This is a genomic window from Brevibacterium oceani (assembly GCF_017948325.1).
Lineage (GTDB): Bacteria > Actinomycetota > Actinomycetes > Actinomycetales > Brevibacteriaceae > Brevibacterium > Brevibacterium oceani.
The window spans coordinates 957875-982087 of the sequence record NZ_CP072846.1 but is presented as its reverse complement, the minus strand read 5'-3'; the positions used below and the strand labels follow the sequence as shown (position 1 = coordinate 982087).

The window sequence follows — 24213 nt, the reverse complement described above, 5'->3', positions numbered from 1 at the left end:
GCCTCTGATGCCAGAAATCCTCGTCATCAACGGCCGGATCTTCACCGGCGACCCCGAGTGCCCTTTCGTCGAGGCCTTCGCCGTCAGCGGCGGCAGGATCAGTGCCCTCGGCTCCGATGTCGAAGTGCGGGCGATGTCGACGGCAGAGACCCAGGTGATCGACCTCGATGGCAACTTCGCGATGCCGGGACTCGTCGATGTGCATGCCCACCTCGGCCTCGGCGGTCGACAGCTGGCATTCGAAATGCCTGTCCTGCCCAGCGATGGGGTGGCCGAGATCGCAGGCAAGGTCCGCGCGTGGCGCGAGCGCCTGGAGCCGGGCGAATGGATCGTCGGCGGGATCGTCGGATCGACGGTCATGGACGACCTCACCCACCACGATCTCGCCGCGCTAGATGACGCGGCAGGCGGCCATCCGGTGCTGCTGCGCGATGACACTATGCACAACCGGTGGGTGAACTCGGCGGCGTTTGAGATCCTCGGGATCGATGAGAGCTCCCCACCACCCGAGGGCGGGTCCTATGTCAGGGATCAGGAGGGCAGGCTCAACGGCGTGCTCACCGAACTCGCATGCGGGCCGGCGGAGGCGGCCGTCATGGACACGATCGGCGATGTCGAGGGATTTCACGCGGAGGCATTCACCACTGCGGTGAGAACACTGAATTCCTACGGGATCACCGCGGTGCAGGAATCGGCGACGATGGACTACGCCCTGCGGACCCTGCACGACATCGATGAGGCGGGAGACCTCACTGCCCATGTGGTGGCCTCGATGCCCTCACGCCCCTTCCTCGAGGAGGGGATCAACGGCGAGGAGCTCTACCGCGTCGGGGACGAGAGTCATTCGCGGCACGTGCATCCGACGTTTGCGAAGTACGTGCTCGATGGAGTCCCGATGACCCGGACCGCGGCCCTCATCCACCCGTACCGGTGCAATCATGCCGATGATGACCCGAATTTCACGGGCGAGACGCTGTGGGATGCCGACGAACTCACGACCTCGCTGCTCGCGCTTGTCGATCGAGGGTTGAACGCGAAGCTCCATGCCACCGGCGATGGCGCGGTGCGGTTGATCCTCGACGCGGTCGAAGAGGTGCGCAGAATGCGCGGATGGGACGCGAAGTTCCACATCGCGCACGTCGAATTCGTCCATGACGACGACTTGCCTCGCTTCGCCGAACTCGACGTAGTGCCCGATGCCTCGCCCTACCTGTGGTTCCCGTCCGTGATGCAGGAATCGATGAAGAAGCAGGTGCCTGCGGAGACCTTCGACCGGTCGTGGCCGCTGCGTCGCCTGGTCGAGTCCGGTGCTCGTGTCTCCTGTGGTTCCGACTGGCCGTGTGCGGCACCGACACCGGACCCATGGACGGGTCTGGCCACGCTCATCACTCGCGCGAACCCGGACCCGGAGGTGCCCGGCCGACTCAATCCCGGCGAGGCCCTCACGGTGGAGCAGGCGATCGCCGCCTTCACTCGAAATCCGGCCGAGGCAATGGGACTGGGCGACGAGACTGGCATGCTGCGTCCCGGACTGGCTGCGGATTTCATCGTGCTCGACCGTGATCTCTTTGCCGCTGACCCCGCCACGATTCACGAGACTTCAGTCCAACAGACCTACTACTCAGGACGACTCGTGCATCCGACTCCCCCTCAGCCTGACTGATCCAACAGCAGACAACAGGACCTCCCGACAGCGGACTGCTGAGCGCCCGAAGGGCCAGGCCCGGAATTGACGATCCGTGCGCGGCTGACCATCTCCACTTGGCGACGCGCGCGGATTCTCCGCCGACCACTTCCGCCTCGGTGACCTGCCTCACTAGCCTGACGGCATGACTTCCACAGCCGAGAACGCGAGCACCGCCGCCGCAGCCATCAGCGACCACCCCGAGAACTTCCCCACCGCGCTGCCGACCGAGCACTTCGACTACATCGTCGTCGGCGCCGGTTCCGCCGGCTGCGTGATCACCCGCCGCCTCCTCGACGCCGGCAAGAAGGTGTGCCTGATCGAGGCAGGCGGCGATGAGACGAACCCGAACATCGATCACCTCAACAACCTCGGCCTCATCTGGCACTCCGCCCAGGACTGGGACTACTACACGACCCCGCAGCCCGGCGCGATGAACCGAAAGATCCACCTCCCCCGCGGCAAGGTCCTCGGCGGATCCAACGCGCTCAACGCCGTCATCTGGGTCCGCGGCGACGCATGGGACTACGAACAGTGGGTCGCTGCCGGCTGCCCCGGCTGGTCCTGGGACGAGGTCTCGCCCGTCTTCCAGGCCATCGAGAACTTCGACGGCGAGATCACCGAGACCCGCGGCACCGACGGCCCCATGGACGTGCGCATCGACTACGAGCGCAACCCGCTGCAGAACGACATGCTCGAAGCCGCCCAGCAGACGGGACTGCCGCTCAACCCCGACTACAACTCCGGCAGCGTCGAGGGCGTGGCGAAGATCCAGCTCAACGTCCGCGACGGCAAACGGCTGAACACGTGGCGGGCCTACCTCAAGCCCCGCCTCGGCGATGGGAATCTCACGATCCTCACCTCCACCCACGCCCGCCGCCTCCTGATCGACGAGTCCAAACAGGTGACCGGCCTCGAGGTCGACTTCCGCGGTCGGGTGGGCACGCTCACCGGCGCCGAGGTGGTCCTCACCTCGGGTGCGCTGGCCTCCCCCGAGCTCCTGCTCCGTTCCGGGATCGGCCCCGCCGAGGAGCTGCGCGACGTCGAGGTCGAGCCCGTCCACGATCTGCCCGGGGTCGGCAAGAACCTCCAGGACCATTGGCTCTCTCCCGTCGTCTTCGCCACCGGAGACACCGAGGTGCCGATGGGTGAGGTCGCGCCCGCCGAGGTGCATCTGTTCTGGAAGTCGAAGCCCGAGCTGCCCGTGCCCGACACTCAGCCGCTGTTCTTCTCCGTGCCGATGTACGCGCAGGATTCGGCGCCGGCGGCGCAGATCGGACCCGGGCCGGGTGGCGCGTTCACCCTGCAGGGAGGGCTGGTGCGTCCCGAGAGTCGCGGCGAGGTGCGACTGAGCGGACCGAATCCGCAGGATCCGCCGATCGTCGATCCGCAGGTACTCTCCGAACAGGCCGACGTCGACGCACTCGTCGCCTCGGTCAAGCAGTGTCGTGAGATCGGCCGCGCCGAGGCCCTGGCACCGTGGGCGCCGACCGAGATCTTCCCTGGTCCCGAGGTCGCCGATGAGGACCTCGAGGACTACGTCCGCGGGTCCGTCGTCACCTATCACCACCAGGTCGGCACGTGCCGGATGGGCCAAGACGAGTCCGCCGTCGTCGATCCTTCCACCTTCGCCGTCCATGGGCTGTCGGGGCTGCGCATCGCCGATGCCTCGATCATGCCGCTTGTGCCCACGGGCAATACGAACGCCCCGACGATCATGATCGCCGAGCGCGCCGCGGCAGCCCTCGTCGGCTCACCCACCGAGGGAATCACCGCCCCCTGACTCCCCCTTTTGCTACCCGACGGCGGCCCAGATACCTCGCGCGAGGGTGCTGGGCCGCCGTCGGGTAGCAGGGGCTGGTAGGTTCGTGTTCGTCGGTGGGCTGCGAACGAGGGAGGGACCGAGTGGACGAGGGAAGCGATGCGAGCGTTCCCGCTCAGGACCTTCTCGTCACCATCGGGGCCGGTCTGCTCGCCGGAGGGATCTCCTCGGTCGACGTCGAAGACGCCCTGACCGGGCTCGCCCCTGCTGTCGGCCTCAAGTCCATCAACGTCGCGGCCCTGCCCAAGGGGCTCTTCCTCACGATCGGGTCCGACAGCGCGACTCGGTTCGAACGCATCGGCCCGGACCTGCGCTTCGACCAGACCGCGAAGCTGCTCGACATCGTCGATGCTCTGAGATCCCGCCGACTCGGCATCGATGCCGTGCGGAGAATGATCGACACGGAGGTCTACGGCACCGCCCCGTGGTGGCCGGTCTGGCTCTCCCACCTCGGCGCGGTCCCGATCGGCATCGGGCTGTGCCTGCTGCTCGAACCCGGACTCGTCAATCTCGCCTTCGCCGCGATCGGCTCACTCATCGTCGCCGGGGTGCTCGCCATCAACAGCCGCCATGCCAGCCTCGGCCCGCTGCTGCCCGTGGCCTCGGCGTTCATCGTCGGCGTCCTCATGCTCATCGGCTACAGACTCGACTGGCTGGAGAGCCCCCTGCGCACGATCGTCGCCACCCTGGCGCTGCTGCTGCCCGGCAGCGCCGTGGTCACCGGGCTGACCGAGATCTCCGCCGGTGCACTGTCCGCCGGCAGCTCTCGGCTCGTATCCTCCACGGTGCAGCTGGCCATGTTCATCGCCGGTGTCGCCGGGGCAGCCGTCGTCACGGGCACCGGCGCCGAGGCGCTCGCGAACTCCCAGCTGACCGACTCCACCTGGTGGCTCTCCGCCCTTGGGGTGGCCGCGGCGACCCTGGGGCTCATCCTCTACCTGCACACCCCGCTCGAACACACCGTGCCGATCGTGCTCACGATCGCCGCCGCGGCCCTTGCCCAGCTGGGTCTCGGTGCCGAGTTCGGTGCGGCCATCGGCGGTCTCGCCGGGGCTCTGACTGCTTCGCTCGTGGCCGTTGTGCTCTCACGGGTGCCGACAGGACCGATCTGGCGGATCAGCTTCGTGCCGGCCTTCCTCATCGTGGCACCCGGGTCGTTCGGCCTGCTCAACGCCTCGCAGATCGAATTCGGCGACGGATCCGGAGTCGCCGGCAGCCTGCTTGCCGCCGCGACGACGTTCTTCACGATCGCCATCGGCACCGTCATCGGCTCGGCGCTGGCCCACGCCGCCGAACCCAAGGACGAAATCGTCGCCTGAAACCATTCCCGTGCTACCTGACGGCGGCCCAGCAACCTTGCGAGGGTGCTGGGCCGCCGTCAGGTAGTTCTGGGGGTGCGGAAGGAATCCTCAGGAAGGTTCTTCCTCGGCAAACGGTGCCGAGACCAGGTCGAGTCGTTCGATCTCATCCGCGCTGAGCTCGAGTGCGGGTGCGGCCATGAGCGACTCGAGCTGCTCAGGTCTACGAGCCGAGGCGATCGGTGCGGTCACACCCTTGGCCAGAAGCCAGGACAGCGCCACCGTCGTCGGCTCCACCTCATGGGACTTCGCGATCGCCACGAGGTCGTCGACGACCTTGAGCCCCGCGGAGTTGAAGTAACCCTGCACCATTCCACCGCGATCGACCCCCTCGAGATCGGCCTCCGTGCGGTACTTGCCGGTGAGGAAGCCCGCAGCGAGACTGAAGTAGGAGAACACCGCAAGATCACGCCGCTCGACCACCGGGCGCAGATCGGTCTCGTATTCGTGACGGTAGACGAGACTGTACTGAGGCTGGATGGCCACCGGCTTGACGAGCCCTTCGTCCTCGCAGGCGGCGAACCACGCGGCCAGGCGCGCCGGCGAATAGTTCGACACGGCGATGTGCGTGGCCTTTCCGGCACGCACGATCTCGTCGAAGACCCGGGCCACCTCGGCGATGGGAGTCACCTCATCGTCACGGTGGGCATAGTAGAGGTCGACGTGGTCGGTCTGCAGACGTTCGAGCGAGGCGTCGATGGCGGTCCGGATGTAGTCGGGGTCCTGGGTCTGATGATCGGGATGATCGCCGACCTTCGTGGCGATGACGACGTCATCGCGGTTGCCCCGGGCAGCCAACCAGGTGCCGATGATGGTCTCGGATTCGCGGCCGGTGTTGCCGGGCACCCACGCAGGGTAGGACTCGGCGGTGTCGAGGAAATTGCCGCCGCCGGCCACGAAGGCGTCGAGGACGGCATGGGACTGCGCCTCATCGGCCGTCCACCCGAAGGTGTTCGTGCCGAGGTTGATCGGGAAGATGGACAGGTCAGTGCCGGGAATCTGTTTTCGGGACGTCAAGAGTTCCTCCATTCATCGAGTGATCGGCCGCGTGTGGACCACGCCCCCGCACAACGGATCGGTGTGGAGGACTATTCCGCCGAGGCGGCCCGCCGTGACCTCTGCCGCGCGCGGGAGGTCGTGAACGTCGCCGTCTCATAGCCGGCGCGGGCCCCGGCCCGCACCTGCGCCACCTGGTCGGGGACCATGGCGACGAACGCGCGGTCCTTGAGCCGCTGCGGCAGCAGGCTGACCCACCGAGTGGCCGAACCGATGAAACCGGGGACGGTGATCTCGAAGCGGGGCCGGACGACGACCTCGACGACGGCGCGGGCGACATCGTCGGGACGCAGCAGTCGGACCACCCCCGTGCCGGTGCCGGTAGCGAGGGCAGTGTCGACCACGGCGGGCATGATGACGCTCGTGTCCACTCCCTTCCCCCGCATCTCCGCACGCACCGCGCGGAAGTAGCCGAGCACCCCGGCCTTGGTCGCGGCATACGTCGCCTCCCCCGGGATCGGCAGGATCGACGCCGCCGAGGCGACCGCGATGAGGTGACCCCGCCCGGCCTCGCGCATCGCGGGTGCCGCGGCCTTGACGCCGTTGATGACACCGAGGAGGTTGACCTCGAGCTGAGCGCGAGCCGCGGAATCCGGTTCCTCCTCGAAGGATCCGACCCACATGATGCCCGCGTTGTTGATGAGCACATCGATGGGGCCGAGGTCGCGGCGGACAGCACCGAGGTAGTCGTCGAAGGAGTCTCTGTCGGCGACGTCGAGCGAGTATGCTCGCACACCCAGCTCTGCGGCCGTCTCCTGCGCCGCTTCGAGGTCGCGATCGCCGATGGCCACTCTAGCCCCGGCGGCGGTGAGACGCTCGGCAATCGCACGTCCGATTCCGCGGGCACCGCCCGTGACTGCGATGACCTTTCCTGTGACTTCTCTCGATCTGCTCATGCTGCGACCGCTCCCTTCTTCATCTCGCGTTCGATCTCCCAGAGGTAGTGGTCGAAGTCGACCTCCATCGTGTGCCGGGGCGAATCGTAGAACTGCCTTTTGTTCCGTGCGTCATCGCGGGCCATCTGTCGGACCATGTCCCGACGGCTCGGCAGCTCGCAGGTGCCGGTGAGGATCTTCGCCACCAGCTTCGACTGGGCTTCGGACAGCGGCATGACCGCACCCACCGGCTGGAGCAGGCCGATGAAGAACAGACCCGGCCGGTCGGGGTGGACAATCCGCTTCCACAGCGGCAGGTCGTTGTTCTCGACATCGACGACATCGGAGGACAGGAACGGAAACGACACTCGGTACCCGGTGGCCCAGACGATGAGGTCGGCCGGTGCCGAGGTCCCATCGGCGAAGACGACGCGGTCGTGCTCGAGGCGTTCGATCCCGGGACTCACCGTCACGGCACCGGCCTTGAGCCGATCCCGGATGGCATCCGACTGCACGGGGTGGGACTGGCCCGGCGTGTGGCCGGGCACCGGCAGCCCATACCTCGTCAACCCGCCGGAGAGGATCGCGCCGAGGCGCAGCCGGGCCGCAGTCATCCACCACGGTGCCCACCCGGGCAGGACGATCTGGTCCGCGGCCATGCCCATGATCGTCTTCTTCATCACCCATTGGCCGCGTCTGATCGAGAGGTTGACGCTGCGGGCGCGGTGCGAGCCTTCGACGGCGATGTCCATGGCTGAGTTTCCGGCACCGACGACGACCACATCGCGGCCCTCGAGCTGGTCACCGCTGCGATAGTCGTGGGCGTGGATCTGTTCGCCGTCGAACTCACCCGGGTAGGCAGGTTCGGGCCAGCGGGCGTCCCAGTGGTGGCCGTTGGCGACCAGCACGGCGTCGTAGTGGCGGGTCTCGGAACCGGATTCGGTTGTGATGTCGACATCCCAACCGCCGCGGCCGCCTTCGCGAACATCGGTGACCTCGGTGTTGAACGTGATCGTATGACCGAATCCGAAGTGGTCGACGTAGTCGCGGAAATAGTCGAAGACCTGGTCGTGGCGAGCATAGTGCGGGTAGTGCTCGGGCATCGGGAAGTCGGAGAAGGCCATGCGCGGGCACGACGTGTTGATCTGCAGGGTCTCGTAGCACGCGCTTGTGCCGTTGGGGTTGTCGAAGAGCCATGTGCCCCCGATTTCGCTGCCCTTCTCGAAGCAGTCGAACGGGATGGCCGAGGTGTAGAGGGTCTTCGCGGCGGCGATCCCCGAGGATCCCGCCCCGATGATGCAGACCTTCGGCAGTGAGGGGTCCGGGGTGATCGGAGAGGTGAGGGCCGGAGCGCGACGACCTTGTCGAATCATGTAAGCCATATCACAGAGTATGCCAGTGAAAATCTAAATTTTCACTATAATGGGAGCATGGATTCTTCTCCGGCCCAGCCTTCTCCCCCTCGTCGCTGGCACGGCACCCTCAGGTCGGAGCGGGATTCGGCGCGCCGCACACGCCTGCTCGACGCGGCCCTTGAACTGTACGGAACGATCGGATTCCGCAAGACCTCGGTGCAGGCTCTGTGCCAGGAGTCGGGAGTCTCCAGCCGTTCGTTCTATGAGCTCTTCCCGACTCAGGAAAGCCTTCTCGAGAACCTCTACATCGAACTCAACTATGAGATCGCCTCGGTCCTCGACGAGGCACGGATCCCCTCGACTGCGACACTGGCCGAGGCCGCCCGGCAGATCGTGGGTGCTGCGCTGTCCCCGATGCTCGATGACGAGCGCAAGGCTCGCGTCCTCGAGGTCGAAGCCGTCGGCATCTGCGACTCACTCGAGGAGCGGCGCCATCAGACGATGCGACTGCTGGCCGCCTCGGTGCAGGGAGCCGTCGACGAACTCGACCACGCCTACGGACTCCCTGCGCCGGCGGCTTCGCACGATCTCACGAGCATCGTCCTCGTCGGCGGAATCACCGAGGCCCTCGTTCAGCGCATCCACACCCCGGCTGATGAACGGTCATCACGGGATGAGTTCCTCACTGCCATCGCCGAGGTGGCCCTGCGCGCCCATGGAATCGCCGACAGCCAGTTCCGCCTCCGCCCGGTGTGAGAGTACGGCGAACGCGGTGCAGATCTGGTCGATCGCGCCGTCCGGGCCGGCGGTCAGGCCCTACTTGAGGAGGCGGTCCATGCGACGGTCGGAGAGCTTCTTTCCTCCGGCCTGACAGCCAGGACAGTACTGGAGGGACTTGTCGGCAAACGACACCTCGGCGATGGTCTCCCCGCAGACATGACAGGTCTCACCTGTGCGGCCGTGAACGGAGAATCCGCGTTTCTTCGCGGATTTGACCTTGCCCGGCGGCAAGCCGATGAGGGCCTTGCGGGCGGCATCGAGCACCTCGGCGATGGCGTTGTACAGCGCCTGCGGGTCGACGGTCTTCGCGGTCGCGAACGGAGAGAGCCGGGCGGCGTGGAGGATCTCATCGGTATAGGCGTTGCCGAGGCCCGAGATGGTTCTCTGATCCTCGAGGACCGTTTTGATCCGGGAGGTCGACTCCGACAGTGCCGCGGCCAGCCCGTCGACGGTGAGGCTCAGGGCGTCGGGGCCCAGCGATGCAAGGGCGGGCACCTCGGAGGGGTCGCGGACGAGGGACACGGCGGCGTTCTTCTTCGACCCGGGTTCGATGAGGTCGAAGGCGGCCCCCGACGCCAGTCTCACGCGCATTCCCAACGGCCCTTTCCCCATCCGGATGGGACCACTCGGTGCGGTGTCATGCCAGTTCAGCCAGCCCATTCGGGCGAACCGACAGACGAGGGCGAGACCGTCGAAACCGATGACGAGGGCTCGCCCGCGGCGGGCCGCCTCGGTGATTTCAAGTCCGGCGAGCGCATCGATGGTCGGGTCGACGGTCTTGAGCAGGCTGAGCTCGGCGATATCGACCCGGGTGACGAAATCCCCGACCAGCCGCGGACGCAGGAAGTCGACCAGCGCATCGACCTCGGGCAGCTCCGGCATAGTCCCAGTATCCTCCACACCTCCCAATCCCAACACCCCCCCAGTTGCTACCTGACGGCGGCGCAGCAACCTCGCGCGAGGTTGCTGCGCCGCCGTCAGGTAGTTCTGAGACCCGCAATGCCGGTCGGCCTATGCAACGGACCTTGAGAACGCTCGTGTGGAGGACTAGCGTGGATTGACCACCGGAAGCCGAGTGGTTCCGATGGACCGCACACCGCCGAAGGAGGCATGATGCCCGAAAATGTCGCGCAGAAGCTCATTCGATCGCACCTGGAGTCCGGAGACCTCTCTGACGGAGACGAACTCGGGATCCGGATCGACCAGACACTGACCCAGGATGCGACGGGCACGCTGGTCATGCTCGAGCTCGAGGCACTGGGACTCGACCGGATCCGCACGGACCTGTCAGTGCAGTACGTCGACCACAATCTGCTCCAGACCGATGAGAAGAACCCGGAGGACCATGAGTTCCTCCGCTCGGCCGCGCAGCGTTTCGGGCTGTGGTTCTCCCCGGCCGGCAACGGCGTTTCCCACCCTGTCCACCAGTCGCGGTTCGGCAGACCGGGGGCTACACTCATCGGCTCGGACTCCCACACCTGCGCGGCGGGGGCGCTGGGGATGCTGGCCATCGGCGTCGGCGGCCTCGAGATCGCCATGGCCATGGCAGGCGAACCCCTCTACATCAACGCCCCACAGATCATGGGTGTCGAACTGACCGGTCAGCTGCCCGACTGGGTCTCTGCCAAGGACGTGATCCTCGAAATGCTCCGTCGGCACGGGGTCAAGGGCGGAGTCGGCAGAATCATCGAATACCACGGCGAGGGGCTGAAGGATCTCACGGCCATGGACCGTCACGTGATCGCGAACATGGGCGCCGAACTCGGTGCCACCGCCACGGTCTTTCCCGCCGACGATGCCGTCCGCGACTACCTCGCGGCCAGCGACCGGGGTGAGGACTTCACTCGCATCGAAGCCGACGAGGATGCCGAATACGATCTCACCGACTCCATCGACCTCTCACAACTCGAGCCGCTCATCGCCGCACCCTCGTCCCCCGGCAATGTCACTCCGGTGCGCGAGGTCTCCGGTGACGACGTCTTCCAGGTCGTCGTCGGCTCCTCGGCGAACCCGGGGCTGCGGGATTTCGCGGTCGTCGCCGAGACGCTGGCCGATAGGCAGATCCATCGGCAGGTCTCCCTCGATATCAACCCCACCTCCCGCGAGGTCTTGGCCGACCTGATCTCCGGCGGATGGCTGACCTCGCTGGTGGGATCCGGGGCGCGGATCCACCAATCCGGCTGCATGGGCTGCATCGGTATGGGCCAGGCGCCGGCAGTCGGGCGCAACAGTCTGCGGACCATGCCGCGGAACTTCCCCGGTCGCTCCGGCACCGACGAGGACTCTGTGTGGCTGTGTTCGCCGGAGACTGCGGCCGCCGCCGCGCTGACCGGGAAGATCACCGATCCTCGCGACCTCGACATGGACTATCCCGAGGTGCGGCTGCCGGAGAAGTTCTCCGCGAACCCGAAGATGCTCGTCCCGCCGCTCGAACTCGAAAAGGCACGGGAGGTCGAACTCGTCAAGGGGTCGAACATCTCGACCCTGCCCGACTTCGAACCCCTGCCCGATGACATCGACCTCGAGATCCTGCTCAGAGTCGGCGACAACGTCTCCACCGACGAGATCATGCCGGCCGGCTCGCGAGTGCTGCCGTATCGGTCGAACATCCCGAAGATCTCCGAGTTCGTCTACATCCAGGTCGACGACACGTACGCCTCCCGGGCCGCCGATCACGAGGGCGGTCACGCGATCATCGGTGGTGAGAACTATGGTCAGGGTTCGTCCCGCGAGCACGCGGTCATCGCTCCTCGCTACCTCGGGCTGCGCGTGGTCGTGGCGAAGTCACTGGCGCGGATCCATTGGCAGAATCTCGCGAACTTCGGCGTCCTCGCCCTCGAGTTCACCGACGATGCCGACTATGAGGCCCTGTCGCAGGGGGATGTCCTCCAGTTCCGCGGCCTGCGCGATGAGCTGTCCGAGGGCAAGACCATCACCGCCGAGGCGGCCGGGCGGAAGTTCGAATTCCGCCATGGCCTTTCGCCTCGTCAGGTCGAGATGGTCCTCGCCGGCGGTCGCATCGCCCAGCGAGCCGCCGCAGAATCCTAACTCCATACAACCTGACGGCGGCCCAGCAACCTCGCGCGAGGTTGCTGGGCCGCCGTCAGGTAGCAATGGGGAGGGTCAGCCCTTGACGCGGGCCTCGATAGCCGCACCCACCTCGGCGTCGATGTTCTTCCAGTACTGGATGGCGTTCGACAGCACGGGCTCCTCGACTCCGTCGGAGAGTGCTCCCACGACGGTCTCGATGAGACCCTGGCGCTCCTCTTCGGAGTAGACCTCACGGACGAGCGTGTGTGCCTGACCGAAGTCATCGTCCTCGGCGTGCAGGCTGTACGCGCTGCGCACCAATTCGCCGTCGGACTCCCAGCCGTTGTCGACCGGGCCCTGCTCCTCCTGGTAGGCCCGTCCGTACGAGTTCGGGGCGTAGACCGGCGCGTTGCCCGAGTGCTGGTACTCCATCTGCCCCTCCTTGTCGTACGAGTTCGTCTTCGTCACCGGAGCGTTGACCGGCAGCTGGTTGAAGTTCGTGCCGATCCGGTTGCGCTGCGCATCCGGGTAGGAGAACACACGGCCCATGAGCATCTTGTCCGGCGAAATGCCGGTTCCGGGCACCGTGTTCGACGGGCTGAAGGCGGCCTGCTCGATCTGTGCGAAGTGGTTCGACGGGTTCTTGTTGAGCGTGAACCGACCGACCTTGATGAGCGGGTAGTCCTTCTTCGACCAGGTCTTCGTGAGGTCGAAGGGGTTGAACCGGTAGGTCTTCGCCTCTTCGTAGGGCATGATCTGGACGTGGACGGTCCACGACGGGTAGTCGCCGCGTTCGATGGCGTCGAACAGGTCCCGGCGGTGCATGTCCGCATCCTCGCCGGCCATCCGACCGGCCTCCTCGTTGCTCATGTTCTCCACGCCCTGGTCGGTGTGGAAGTGGTACTGAACCCAGAACTTCTCGCCCTCGGCATTGATCCACATGTAGGTGTGCGAGGAGTAACCGTTCATGTTCCGCCACGTCTTGGGCAGACCGCGCGGCCCCATCAGGTACGACACCTGGTGAGCAGATTCGGGGGAGAGCGACCAGAAGTCCCACTGCATGTTGTTGCTGCGCAGGCCCGAATCGGGCAGACGCTTCTGCGAGTGGATGAAGTCGGGGAACTTCATCGGATCACGGACGAAGAAGACGGGCGTGTTGTTGCCCACCATGTCGAAGTTGCCCTCTTCGGTGTAGAACTTCAGCGCGAATCCGCGCACGTCACGCCAGGAGTCGGGCGAACCGAGCTCACCGGCGACGGTGGAGAAGCGTGCGAGCATCGGGGTCTTCTTCCCCGGCTGGAGGAAATCCGCCTTCGTATAGGCGGAGACATCCTCGGTGATCTCGAGCTCACCGAAGGCGCCGGAGCCCTTTGCGTGCGGGCTGCGCTCGGGGACGCGCTCACGGTCGAAGCGAGCGAGCTTCTCGACCAGGGCCACATCGTGGAGCATCAGCGGACCGTCGGCGCCCACACTCAGCGAGTGGGCATCGGATTCCCTGCGCGCACCGGATTCAGTCGTCGACGGCTTCGTGGTGTCGTCTCCGGGGTACTCATGATCGGTATGTTGCGTCATCACATCTCCTTCACCGTTGGAGAACAGGCACGCTCGCGCCGCCCGCCATCGATCACCCACCGGTCAGATACAATCCCACCGGTGCGGCGGGAGGGAGGGCTCCACGCGCCTCGCCTGATCTCGTTTTCCCGACTTCGGCAGATCACTGTCGGAGTTACTGTCAACCTAACGAGGTTGCTCACTGGGTACAACATAGGCAACCCTGCCTAAGATTCCCGGTCGTGGTGTCGAACCGATCACCCCTGCGCCGAGGCGGCTTCCCCTCCGCCGCTGCCCGACCCCGAAGACCCGGAGCCGGATGAGCCCGAGTCCGACGATCCGGATCCCGAAGACCCGGACCCGGACGAACCGGAGTTCGATCCGCTCGACCCGCCGCTTGCGCTGCCGCTGCTGTTCGACCCGCCGGATGAGCCCGCGCTCGATGAGCCGCCGCTGCTCGTGCTCGTCCCGCTCGCCGTGTCGGAGCCGTCCGCGGTGGTCGAGCCGCTGGTGTCGCTGCCGGTCGTCGAATCCGTGCCCTGGTCGGTGCCGTCGGTGTTCGTGCTCTGCGTACCGGTGTCATCCCCCGCCGAGGTGGACTGACCGTTCTGCGTGTCCGATCCGCCGCTCGTCGAGCCCTGATTTCCGTCGGTGCCCGATTGGGAGCCGCTGCCGGATCCGTCACCCGAGCTCCCGGAGTCGGAGGTTCCGGAATCGGTGCCCGATTCGTCGGCGGTCGAGGACTGCCCCGAAACCGATCGCGAGATCTGCGAGGTGCCCGGCGAGAGGTCGGCGTCGGTGAAGGATTCGGCCATGACGACTCCGCCGAGGCCGATACCGAACGCCGCGACCCCGATCGCCGCGGGGTAGAGGACGCGTTTGCGCCGCAGCTTCTGCCACCAGCTGCTCTGGTCCTCTTCGGTCTCGCCTGCAGCGTCGACGCCGGCCGAGCCGTCACCTGCACCGCCGGTGCCGCCCACGGCGTCACCGTCCTCCCACGCCGAGGCGGCCGCCCGGCCCGCATCCCCATCGGCGGCATCCGTCGCGGCGCGAGTCGCGGCAGGGGCCGGGAGGGCTTCGGTGGTGCCCGTCAGCGCGGTGCGTTCGGTGACCGGGTTCTTCGCGATCTGTGCCTTGACGGCCGGGGCCAGTTTGGAGCCGACTTCTTTGATCTTCTCCTTGCCCTTGTCGAGGCTGCGGCTGTAGAGGGTGACGGCGAGTCCGGTGACGATGCTGGCGATACCGGCGCCGATGACGGTTCCGGCGACGCCGAGCTGACCGCCGATGACCGAGGAGGTCGCGGCGGCACCGGCGCCGGCGATGAGCTGGGTCGCGGAGATCCGTCCCTCCGACTTCTTCTCTTCGCCGTCGCCGGCTTTCGCCTCCGCAGCCTCAGCGCCGACCGAGGTGGCGGGGGCACCGACGGCGGTCGCCTGCGAGTGCGATGGCGATTCCGGGAGTCGAGCCGTGCCGCCAATGGCCGACTGCGCAGACTCCGCCTGCTCCTCGCGGCGGATCGGGTTCGGCGGCATCACCGGAGTGGTCACGTGTTGACTGTGGGTGGCGTCGGTGCGTGCTGTGGCGTGGTTCGCGGCGATCTCCTCGGTGATGAGCGGCAGCGTCTGAGAGTGGTGCTGTGCGTTCGTCGGGGACTCGCCTGCGGGAGTCGTCCGCTGCTGCTCGGGGTCGCGGGAATTCGATGCCAATGGTCCTCCAAAAACACGTGCTTCGCACCAGTATCGGACTCGAATGTCAGGGCATGCTGACCCACCCCCTCCGAGTCTGGGAGATCGCTGACCCACCGGTCCGCGAGCAGGCGCAATGACCTGCGATGACGCTCATCCGTGTGATGCGGGAGACAGGCGTTTCCCACCATTTCCCCAGCCATCGATTCCCTGGCTGAAGGGGGTCGGTCCACCTCAGTGCAGGAGCACCCCGCCGAGGTGGTCGGAAGCAGCATCGGAATCGGTGAGTTCGAACAGAGTGAAGCGCGGGTGTTCCGGGCCTGCTTCGAGGGTGAGGAGGAAGACCGGGCGGGCCCCGACCTCGGTCGGACAATCGGTCAAACCATCGGCCGGAGCCGTCGCCTGCCCCACATCCGCCTCCTCGAGTGTCCGTCGCGGACCGGCGTCACCGGGGCCGCGCATCTGCAGCGCCTCGCCCGCCCCAGCCTCGGCGACCATGAGATTGACCGCGAAGCACGGTTCGCTCAATTCGACGAGGACGACCTCCTCATCACCGCGGAAGTCCAGCGGAGTCAGCCGGGGTATCCGGCGGGCACGGCCATCGAGGGTGAGGATCACCTCGGCGGTGGGAAGGAAGGTCCGAGCCATGCCCGGCAGGGCGGAGAACGGACCGGTGTGATCGAGTCGTGCGATGCTCAGCCGCCACGGTCTGAGATGCGCGGTCAGATGCTCGGATTCGGCGAGTGAGACGAGCTCGGTCGTCTCCCCCGCACCATTGGCCCATGGGACGGGATCATGATCATCGAAGCTGGTGAGCACGCGCATGGGACCACTCTAGACGGATGCGCGGTCAGGGTCACCGCCCAACTGGGCTTGCCACGAGAGCTGAGAGGACTAGCCTTGAGTGGTGTTTTGCGTCGGGGCGACCCGGCAGGGAGCACCGACATCAACCAGAACGATGAGGGACTCGCGGAGGCGACTGCGCGTGATTCTCACACTCTGTGAGTTCGCGCCGAGGGCGCGTCCTTGCGGGCCTCTCACCGGCAATCAGAGGGAGGGACATGTTCGGACCGGACAATGTCCGCCGGCGGTGGCGCCCGGAAGAGATCACAGTGACCAAGCCCGATGTGACGAAGCGGGCCATCGGCGCCGCGGCCATCGGCAACATCACCGAATGGTACGACTTCGGTGTCTACGGCTACCTGGCAGTCGTCATCGAGGGGATCTTCCTGCCGAAGGACTCGGGTCCGATCGGAACCGTCATCGTCGCCGGGCTCTTCGCCGTCGCCTTCCTCGTCCGTCCCCTCGGCGGTCTGGTCTTCGGCCCGTTGGCCGACAGGATCGGACGCAACAAGGTCCTGGCGATGACGATGATCATGATGGCTGCCGGCACCTTCCTCATCGGCGTCATCCCCGACTACGCCACGGTCGGACTGTGGGCGCCGTTCCTGCTGCTCGCCTGCCGACTCCTCCAGGGATTCTCGACCGGCGGAGAGTACTCGAATGCGATGACGTTCATCGCTGAATACGCTCCCGACCGCCGTCGCGGCTTCCTCGGCAGCCTGCTCGAGGTCGGAACGTTCACCGGCTACGTGCTCGGCGCCTCGGTCGCCACGATCATGCAGGCTGTGTCGACTCCCGAGTTCCTCGAGTCGTGGGGCTGGAGGATCCCGTTCTTCGTCGCTCTGCCGCTCGGTTTCATCGGCGTCTACCTGCGGACGAAGCTCGCCGACACTCCTGCCTATAAGGAGATGGAGAAGCTCTCCGAACAGGAGGAGCAGAAGAACCATGCCAAGGGCGAGTTCAGGAAGATCTTCAAGCTGTGGCCGAACCTGCTCGCCTGCACCGGCCTGGTGCTCGCGTGGAACGTCACGAACTACATGCTCACCTCGTTCATTCCCGTGTACTTCCCGATGGTCGAGGACATCCAGGGCAGTGGTGGAGTCTCCGAACTGACCTCGCAGATCCTGCAGATCATCGTCATGGCCTGCTGCCTGGCCCTCATCCCGGTCATCGGCAAGCTCTCGGACCGTGTCGGCCGCAAGGCCGTCGTGCGCACGGGTTCGATCTCACTCATCGTGCTCTCATTCCCCTCGTTGTGGCTCATCCGCGGGCACAGCGACTTCGTGGTCTTCCTCGGTCTGCTCATCATGGGGCTCAGCCTCATCTGCTTCAGCGCGACGATGCCCTCGACCCTGCCGTCGCTGTTCCCGACGATGGTCCGAGCCGGAGCCCTGGCGATCGCGTTCAACGTCTCGATCTCGCTGTTCGGCGGCACGACCTCGTTCGTCATGTCGTCGCTCATCGGCGCCACCGGCAATCTGATGTGGCCGGCCATCTACCTCGTGGCCGCGGGTGTCATCGGGCTCATCACCATCCACTTCGTGCCCGAGAGCAATCGTCGTCCGCTGTGGGGTTCGACTCCGTCGGCGGCCTCGCAGGAAGAGGCGAAGGACCTCGCCCAGGAACTCAACGAGGAGGCCGCCTCCGCACGCTGAACCCGCAGTGGCGCACGCTCACGCTGACAGACCGCGCACTTGGGCATCGGCGCCGCTCCCAGAGCCTCAGTACCTCAGTTCTGACACAGGCAGAAGGGGTGGCCGGCCGGGTCGAGAAAGACGCGGAAGGTCACCCCTGGCTGCTGTTCGGCCTTACCGGCACCGATCTCGAGCACTGCCTTCTCTGCGTCGTCGAGGTCGTCGACGATCACGTCGATGTGCATCTGCTGCGGATGAGCCTGACCGGGCCAGCTGGGCGCGTGGTAGTCCTCGACCTGCTGGACACAGATCGGCGGCCACGAGTCGGAGACGACCTCGGCCCAGGTGCCGTCGTCGTCGACGGTGACCTTCCAGTCGAGGAGCTTTCCGTAGAACTCCGCGAGCTCTGCGGCATCGGGAGCATCGAGCACGACAACGGGCTGCTTTGCGATAGCCATGGGACCAGTCTACTCCGCGGCACGGACACGGCGAGAGGTCCAACGGCCGAAGACGAGAAGACGAGTGACCCTCCAGCCGCACAGACGATCAGGCGTAGGATTGTTGAGCAGATCCGCCGCGCGAATGATCGCGTCGGCACCCCAAGCGAAGGTTCGCGATGAGTTCCCATACTCTGCCCGTCGGCGATGCTCCGACGGTGTACATCATCCACGACAATCCGGAATGGATCCCGCCCTTCACCGAGGCGCTCGACCGCCTCGGCGTTCCGCATATCGAATGGCTGCTGCCGCAGACGTCGATCGATCTCACGGCCGCCCCGCCGCCGGGACTGTTCTGGTCGAGGCTGTCCGCCTCGGCGCACACACGCACGGATCCGCACGTCAAGGAGTACGGCCGTGCCGTCCTCGAGTGGCTGTCCGGGGCGGGACGCCCCGTGATCAACGGCCGCAATGTCTACGAACTCGAGGTGAGCAAGGTCCGCCAGCACAGAGCGCTGACCGAGCACGGCTTCGATGCGCCCCGCACCTCGGCGGTGTTCGGGGCCGATGCCCTGCCCGCGGCCGCACGTGCCTTCACGCCCCCATTCATCACGAAGCACAATCAGGGCGGCAAGGGACTCGGAGTGCGCCGCTTCGACTCCCATGCCGAACTCGACGCCGCTGCCGCCGACTTCGCCCCTGAGGGCGCGAACGCTCCGATCGATGGGATCACTCTCGTCCAGGAGTACGTGCAGCCGGCCGAGCCGTTCGTCACTCGCGCCGAGTTCATCGGCGGTCGGTTCCACTACGCCGTGCGCGTCGACGTCTCCGACGGCTCGTTCGAACTCTGCCCGGCCGAGGCCTGCGAGATCCCCGGCCCCGGCGGTGCGGGTGCCACCACCGAGGCGGGCGCCGCCCCGACGAGCGCCGATGCGCCACCGATCGCACCCTTCGCCCTGCGCCCCGAGATCACCCGCGACACTCCGCTCATCGGCAGGCTCGAGGCGCTGCTGGCGGACCTGGGCATCGACATCGCCGGGATCGAGTTCATCGAGACACTCGACAACCGGCAGGTCGTCTACGACATCAACACGAACACGAACTACAACCCCGCCGTCGAGGCGGCCGAACGGGAAGCCGGGCGCACGGCTGCCGCCGACCGGATCGCCTCGGTGCTGGCGGCACGACTCGACGCCGCTATCGCGTCGGTCCCCGCAGCGGCACCGGTCGGCTGACCCGGCCCTCTGATCTGGACCGATCGCCAATTTCCTGCGTTAGTCTCGGGACATGACGAAGACACGGCAGGCGGTGCTGAGCGAGATCCTCGACCGTACGCGCTCCGTTCGCCGAGGCGGTCGCGCCCTCATCGCGGTCGACGGCCTTGACGGAGCCGGCAAGTCCGTGCTCGTCTCCGAACTCATCGACCTCGCATCCCGGGACGACGGCCGCCCGCTGGCAGGGGTGAGCATCGACGGCTTCCATCACCCCAGGTCGGTGCGCTACGCCGAGGGCCGCGGCCCCGAGTCCTTCTATCGGGACTCCTACGACTACCCGGCGTTCGTCGAATCGGTCGTCGAACCCTTCCGCAAAGGTGACCCGATCGTGCCCACGGTGTGGGACGTCGACGCGGATGAACCTGTCCCGCCCGATCCCCTCGACCTGCCGGATGACTGCGTCTTCCTCGTCGACGGGATCTTCCTCCATCGCCCCGAACTCTGCGATCTCTGGGATGCGAGCGTGTGGGTCGAGGTGCCGTTCACGGTCTCCGTGCCTCGCGGGAACGCGCGGTTCCCACATCTGAACGATGCCGATCCCGAGTCCGCGTCCAACCGTCGTTACGTCGGTGGGCAGAGGCTCTACTTCGCCGAGGCGGCCCCGTGGGACCGTGCCACCTGGATTCTCGACAACACCGACCTTGACCGACCGAACCTGATCCGGTGAGCACCGGCGGAAGGCTTCCGGGATCTCATGGATGAGGCCGTGGCCTCGGCGGAGTATCCGCAGCTGCTCGTCGTGCTCGTCATCGCCGAATGGCTCTACCTCGATGGGTCGAGTCCCGGGACGCGTCCCCAACACGTCCGGTGCACCGAGGATGGATCGACCTGCACCGAGGCGACGCCTACCAGGGCGACTCTCACTGACGCGAGACAGCCCCGCTCCTCTAGACTGGCCGTATGAGCTCTGAGGTGGATGCAGTCATCGTCGGATCGGGACCGAACGGCCTGGCGGCCGCGGTCACCCTGGCTCGCGCCGGACTCTCGGTCGAGGTGTTCGAAGCGCAGCCGACGATCGGCGGCGGCGCCCGCACCCTCGACCTCGGACTCGCTCCAGGCGTCACTCATGACATCTGCTCGGCCGTGCATCCGCTGGCGATCGCCAGTCCCTTCTTCGCGGAATTCGACCTGCGTGCCCGCGGAATGGAACTGACGACCCCGGAGATCTCCTACGCCCAGCCGCTCGACGGCAAGCCGGCGGCGCTGGCCTTCCACGATCTCGAGACGACGGTCGACCACCTCGGCGAGGCGGGGCCGGAATGGCGACGCTTCTTCGCACCGCTGCTCGAGCGTCTGGACGACTCCGTGTGGCTCTCGCTCGGTGACAAACGGTCGGTCCCGCCGACCCTGCGCGACCTGCCCGGACTCGCGAACGTCGTGAAGTTCGGACTGCGTCTGCTCGGTCAGGCCAGCCCCGCTTGGAATATTCCGCTCTCCCACGAGTCCACTCAGGCCCTGTTCACCGGCGTCGCTTCGCATGCGATCGGCGGGCTGCCGGCGATGGGCACGGCCGCGACGGCGACGATGCTCTCGATGCTCGCCCACGACGTCGGCTGGCCCTCCCCCGTCGGCGGGTCCCAGGCGATCGTCGATGAACTCGTCGCCGATCTCGAGGCTCACGGTGGGACGGTCACCGCCGACAGTCGCATCGATCATGTCTCGGATCTGCCAGCGGCCCGCGCGTACCTGCTCGACACCTCAGCGCTGGGAGCCGCGCAGATCTTCTCAGGTCTCCTGCCCGCCCACGTCGACAAGGCGCTGCGCGGGTTCAAGAACGGCAATGCCGCTGCGAAGGTCGACTTCGTCCTCGACGGCCCCGTCCCTTGGGCGGATCCCGCCGTCGGCCGTGCGGGGACCGTGCACGTCGGCGGGTCACGGGCGCAGATGGCCGCCGCCGAGTCGACGGTGATGTCCGGACGCATGCCTGCTGATCCCGTGTGCCTCGTCTCCGACCCGACCGTCTTCGACCCGTCGCGCGAGGTGAACGGGCTGCGGCCGCTGTGGACGTACGCTCATGTTCCCTTCGACTGCCCGCTCGACCCGACCGAATACATCACCCGCCAGCTCGAACGCTTCGCGCCCGGTTTCCGGGATCGGATCGTCGCGCACAATGCGATCCCCGCCTCCGAGATGGCCGGGCACAACCAGAACTACATCGGCGGGGACATCGCCACCGGTGTCGTGTCCTTCTACCGGATGATGGCGCGGCCGCGCACGAGTTGGGACAACTACAGTCTCGGAGTCCCCGGAGCCTTCCTGTGCTCGGCGGCGACCCCGCCGGCACCGGGCGTGCACGGGATGAACGGCTGGTTCGCCGCTCGCCGAGCACTCAAGTCCCGCTTCGGGATCGACGGGGCCCCGAGTCTGGCGCCGTGACGCTGGGGTCGACCGGCCGCGACGTCCCCGCGGGGACGCGGGTCACTCACCGAGGCGGCACCTGGCGCCACGCATCCGCGTCGTCGTCATAGGCCCATTCGGCCACCTCGGCGATGCCGGTGACGACGTCGCCCAGCCAATACGTCGTGTCCGGGTTCCAGCCGGCCATGAGGCTCGCTGTCCGCTCGTCCGTATCGCCTGCCGTCGGACGTGACGGTGAGTCCTCGATGAAGTTCGCATCGCCGAGGTCGATGACGGCGCCGGCCGTACGAAGGTATCCGGCGAGGCTGACGTGCACGCCGTCGAACTCCTCGGTCACCCGTGACCAGTCCGGGATCACCCAACGGCCCTTCCGGCCGGTCGCTTCGGACCATACGTACCGCCGTTGTGCACTGACGTCGAGCGGATAGCGACGGCAGAGTTCGGCCCAGTCATCCGGGGCGTGGATTTCGCAGATACGGGCCTCGGTCCGGATCTCCAGCCGACAGGCACGGGCTCGCTCGAGTCCGCAATCGTCCTCGACGAGGTCGACACCGATGGGCGTGCCCTTCGGCCAGCAGTCTGTCGAGGTCCACAGGCCGAACGGTGGAATCGACCACCATTCGCCGCTGACTTCCTCAAACGGGTCCTGTGCGAAGTCGTGGCGATAGTCCGTTTCGGCGGTCAGCATCCACGCCAGCCAGCCCTTCAGATTCTGCGGCATCACGACACCCGAGCTGGGATCGAAGGGCGCGACCATATCGTCACGACTGACTTCGGCAAGAGCTGCAGGGTTCTCCGGATCTGCGGAGTACACGGCGGGCAGCACGCCCTTGTCCTCCGAGTCGTCCCACGCCAGTGCCCATTGGTTATCCCGATCGAGCGGACGCGACCAACCGTCAAGGAGACCGGTGGCGAGAATCGTCTCGGCGAAGGGAATGAGCGCCTGCCGCACTTCGGGTGCACCTGCCACGAGGTCGCCTCCGTGCGGGGGCTGCCAGTACATTGCCCCGGAGATCACCTCGGCCAAGGCATCTTCGAGGTCCTCCTGGGTGGGAGAAACAGGTGAGATGTGCCCGAGCTTCTCAGCGACGTCGGCCGGGAGCGCATCATCATCTTCCAGCTCTGTTGTGTCCGGCCCCTGGTACATCACCACGGCTGCGCCATGGGCCCGATCCTGGAGGTAGGCGGCGATGAAGGTGGTTTCGTTGAACTCGGCGTAGGCGCGCGCAGCGTCCGTCTGCGGTCCGTCGTCCGCGCTCAGCTCGCGTTCGATCCTTTCGGGCATCTGGCTCGCGATCGTGAACACCAGCGAACGTCCCCGCGGGGACGCGAGGAGTTCCTCGGCGGTGAGCTGACGATTCTCCGATGCGGTCATAGGCACCACCCTAAATCGGTGCGCGCTCCTACCTCCTCATTGCGTCCCCGCGGGGAGGTCACACGTGGCCGGGCCTAACCGCGGAGACGTCGGGGTGGGTGCCCTCGATGTCCGATTCGTCGACCGGCACCGCCTCGGCGAGGATTCTCGCACCCTTCGCCGCCTTGAGCCCGGCACCGAGGACGCCGATGATGACGAGCGCGGCCCCGCACAGCTCCCCTGCCGTCACGGTCTCGCCGAGGACGAGCCAGGCCGCGCTCATCCCGACCACGGGCACAAGCATCGAGAACGGTGCGACGACCCCGGCAGGATTGCGTGACATCAGCCACGACCAGATGCCGGAGCCGAGGATCGTCGCGATGACCACGGTGTAGATCAGTCCCGCCACGCCGAGCAGGCCGGTCGTCGTGCCGAGCGTCGTCATCGAACCGCCGATCGCAGCCGGCCCTTCGACCGCGAGTGAGATGAGCAGCATCGGCAGCGGTGGGACGATCGACATCCACATCGTGAACTTCACGGGCTCGACCGAATGCGCCTGCCGATTGCAGACATTGCCGATCGCCCACCCGAATGCCCCGGCCAGAGTGAGGAGGAAGGGCAGGAAGCTCGCCGAAGAGTCGAGGCGCTGCCAGCCGACGACCCCGAGTCCGGCCATCGCGACGAGCAGGAACACCATCTGCGAGGCACGCACTCTCTCGCGCAGGAAGGTCATTCCCAGCAGCACGGTGAAGGGCCCCGAGGCCTGGAGGACCAGCGAGGCCAGTCCGGTGGGCATGCCGGTGGCCATCGCCCAGTAGAGGAACGCAAACTGGAGTACCCCGAAGCCGAACCCGTATCCGAGGATCCACCGGAATTTCACGTCGGGCTTCGGCACGAACAGCAGCGCCGGCAGCGCGAGGACGGCGAAGCGCAGGGCGACGAGGAAGAACGGTGGGAACTGGTCGAGCGAGAGATCGATCGCGAGGAAGTTCAGTCCCCACATCACCGCCACCGAGGCGGCGAGCAGACAGTGTTTGAATGACATGACCTCATTCTCGAACCCGCGCACACTGAAGCACAATCGCAGGGTGCTTCACTGACTCTGTAGCATGGCTTC

At 66.6% G+C, this 24213-nt stretch carries 20 protein-coding genes; 10 read left to right on the top strand and 10 right to left on the bottom strand.

Going from position 1 to position 24213, the window contains the following annotated elements; all coding sequences use genetic code 11:
- The first annotated feature begins 7 nt into the window (after window positions 1-7).
- From J9314_RS04160 to J9314_RS04150, 3 genes are all read left to right on the top strand, one after another.
- Entirely contained in the window at window positions 8-1663 is a 1656-nt protein-coding gene (locus J9314_RS04160) for an amidohydrolase (protein ID WP_210604679.1), read from the top strand.
- Between the two features lie 166 nt (window positions 1664-1829).
- Window positions 1830-3467, top strand: a complete 1638-nt coding sequence (locus J9314_RS04155; protein WP_210604678.1) for a GMC family oxidoreductase — start codon at window positions 1830-1832, stop codon at window positions 3465-3467.
- A 122-nt stretch (window positions 3468-3589) separates the two neighbouring features.
- Window positions 3590-4825 (top strand): threonine/serine exporter family protein, encoded by a 1236-nt coding sequence (locus tag J9314_RS04150; protein ID WP_210604677.1) that lies wholly within the window; start codon window positions 3590-3592, stop codon window positions 4823-4825.
- 90 nt (window positions 4826-4915) lie between these two features.
- Here the strand turns inward: J9314_RS04150 and J9314_RS04145 are convergent, their stop codons facing one another.
- From J9314_RS04145 to J9314_RS04135, 3 genes are all read right to left on the bottom strand, one after another.
- A complete protein-coding gene (locus J9314_RS04145; protein ID WP_210604676.1) occupies window positions 4916-5881 on the bottom strand; it encodes an aldo/keto reductase in 966 nt (321 codons plus the stop codon).
- A gap of 71 nt (window positions 5882-5952) precedes the next feature.
- Entirely contained in the window at window positions 5953-6816 is an 864-nt protein-coding gene (locus J9314_RS04140; protein ID WP_210604675.1) for an SDR family oxidoreductase, read from the bottom strand.
- Entirely contained in the window at window positions 6813-8177 is a 1365-nt protein-coding gene (locus J9314_RS04135) for a flavin-containing monooxygenase (protein ID WP_210604674.1), read from the bottom strand. The genes J9314_RS04140 and J9314_RS04135 overlap by 4 nt, the downstream gene beginning before the upstream one ends.
- Before the next feature lie 48 nt (window positions 8178-8225).
- Here J9314_RS04135 and J9314_RS04130 point away from each other — a divergent pair, with 48 nt between their 5' ends.
- A complete protein-coding gene (locus J9314_RS04130) occupies window positions 8226-8906 on the top strand; it encodes a TetR/AcrR family transcriptional regulator (RefSeq protein ID WP_210604673.1) in 681 nt (226 codons plus the stop codon).
- Window positions 8907-8966: 60 nt separating this feature from the next.
- Here the strand turns inward: J9314_RS04130 and J9314_RS04125 are convergent, their stop codons facing one another.
- Window positions 8967-9812: a DNA-formamidopyrimidine glycosylase family protein gene (locus J9314_RS04125; RefSeq protein WP_210604672.1), complete on the bottom strand. Its 846-nt coding sequence runs from the start codon at window positions 9810-9812 to the stop codon at window positions 8967-8969.
- Window positions 9813-10043: 231 nt separating this feature from the next.
- Here J9314_RS04125 and J9314_RS04120 point away from each other — a divergent pair, with 231 nt between their 5' ends.
- A complete protein-coding gene (locus tag J9314_RS04120; protein WP_210605518.1) occupies window positions 10044-11978 on the top strand; it encodes an aconitate hydratase in 1935 nt (644 codons plus the stop codon).
- A 75-nt stretch (window positions 11979-12053) separates the two neighbouring features.
- Here the strand turns inward: J9314_RS04120 and J9314_RS04115 are convergent, their stop codons facing one another.
- The 3 genes from J9314_RS04115 to J9314_RS04105 all read right to left on the bottom strand — a co-directional run bounded on the left by J9314_RS04115 (window position 12054) and on the right by J9314_RS04105 (window position 16021).
- Complete coding sequence (locus tag J9314_RS04115; protein WP_210604671.1) at window positions 12054-13532, bottom strand: catalase; 1479 nt, start codon at window positions 13530-13532, stop codon at window positions 12054-12056.
- Window positions 13533-13768: 236 nt separating this feature from the next.
- Window positions 13769-15217, bottom strand: coding sequence for a hypothetical protein (locus J9314_RS04110; RefSeq protein WP_210604670.1), 1449 nt, complete (start codon window positions 15215-15217; stop codon window positions 13769-13771).
- A gap of 213 nt (window positions 15218-15430) precedes the next feature.
- Window positions 15431-16021: a HutD family protein gene (locus tag J9314_RS04105; RefSeq protein ID WP_210604669.1), complete on the bottom strand. Its 591-nt coding sequence runs from the start codon at window positions 16019-16021 to the stop codon at window positions 15431-15433.
- Window positions 16022-16257: 236 nt separating this feature from the next.
- On the opposite strand from J9314_RS04105, the gene J9314_RS04100 reads away from it, so the two are divergent.
- Window positions 16258-17694: an MFS transporter gene (locus J9314_RS04100; protein ID WP_210604668.1), complete on the top strand. Its 1437-nt coding sequence runs from the start codon at window positions 16258-16260 to the stop codon at window positions 17692-17694.
- A 74-nt stretch (window positions 17695-17768) separates the two neighbouring features.
- Here the strand turns inward: J9314_RS04100 and J9314_RS04095 are convergent, their stop codons facing one another.
- The gene (locus tag J9314_RS04095; protein ID WP_210604667.1) at window positions 17769-18131 is read right to left on the bottom strand and encodes a VOC family protein; all 363 of its coding nucleotides are present in this window, start codon (window positions 18129-18131) and stop codon (window positions 17769-17771) included.
- 158 nt (window positions 18132-18289) lie between these two features.
- Between J9314_RS04095 and J9314_RS04090 the strand changes: the two genes are divergently transcribed.
- Genes J9314_RS04090 through J9314_RS04075 form a run of 4 tightly spaced genes read left to right on the top strand, consistent with a single transcriptional unit; the run spans window position 18290 to window position 21760 of the window.
- Window positions 18290-19345 (top strand): ATP-grasp domain-containing protein, encoded by a 1056-nt coding sequence (locus J9314_RS04090; protein WP_210604666.1) that lies wholly within the window; start codon window positions 18290-18292, stop codon window positions 19343-19345.
- A 52-nt stretch (window positions 19346-19397) separates the two neighbouring features.
- Complete coding sequence (locus J9314_RS04085; protein WP_210604665.1) at window positions 19398-20051, top strand: nucleoside/nucleotide kinase family protein; 654 nt, start codon at window positions 19398-19400, stop codon at window positions 20049-20051.
- Window positions 20052-20078: 27 nt separating this feature from the next.
- Window positions 20079-20288, top strand: a complete 210-nt coding sequence (locus J9314_RS04080; protein WP_210604664.1) for a hypothetical protein — start codon at window positions 20079-20081, stop codon at window positions 20286-20288.
- Entirely contained in the window at window positions 20285-21760 is a 1476-nt protein-coding gene (locus tag J9314_RS04075) for a phytoene desaturase family protein (protein WP_210604663.1), read from the top strand. Before J9314_RS04080 ends, J9314_RS04075 begins: the two co-directional genes overlap by 4 nt.
- Before the next feature lie 46 nt (window positions 21761-21806).
- Here J9314_RS04075 and J9314_RS04070 read toward each other — a convergent pair whose 3' ends face one another.
- Together J9314_RS04070 and J9314_RS04065 are read right to left on the bottom strand one after the other, a co-directional pair.
- A complete protein-coding gene (locus tag J9314_RS04070) occupies window positions 21807-23117 on the bottom strand; it encodes a hypothetical protein (protein ID WP_210604662.1) in 1311 nt (436 codons plus the stop codon).
- 58 nt (window positions 23118-23175) lie between these two features.
- A complete protein-coding gene (locus tag J9314_RS04065; RefSeq protein WP_210604661.1) occupies window positions 23176-24141 on the bottom strand; it encodes an EamA family transporter in 966 nt (321 codons plus the stop codon).
- Window positions 24142-24213 lie beyond the last annotated feature (72 nt).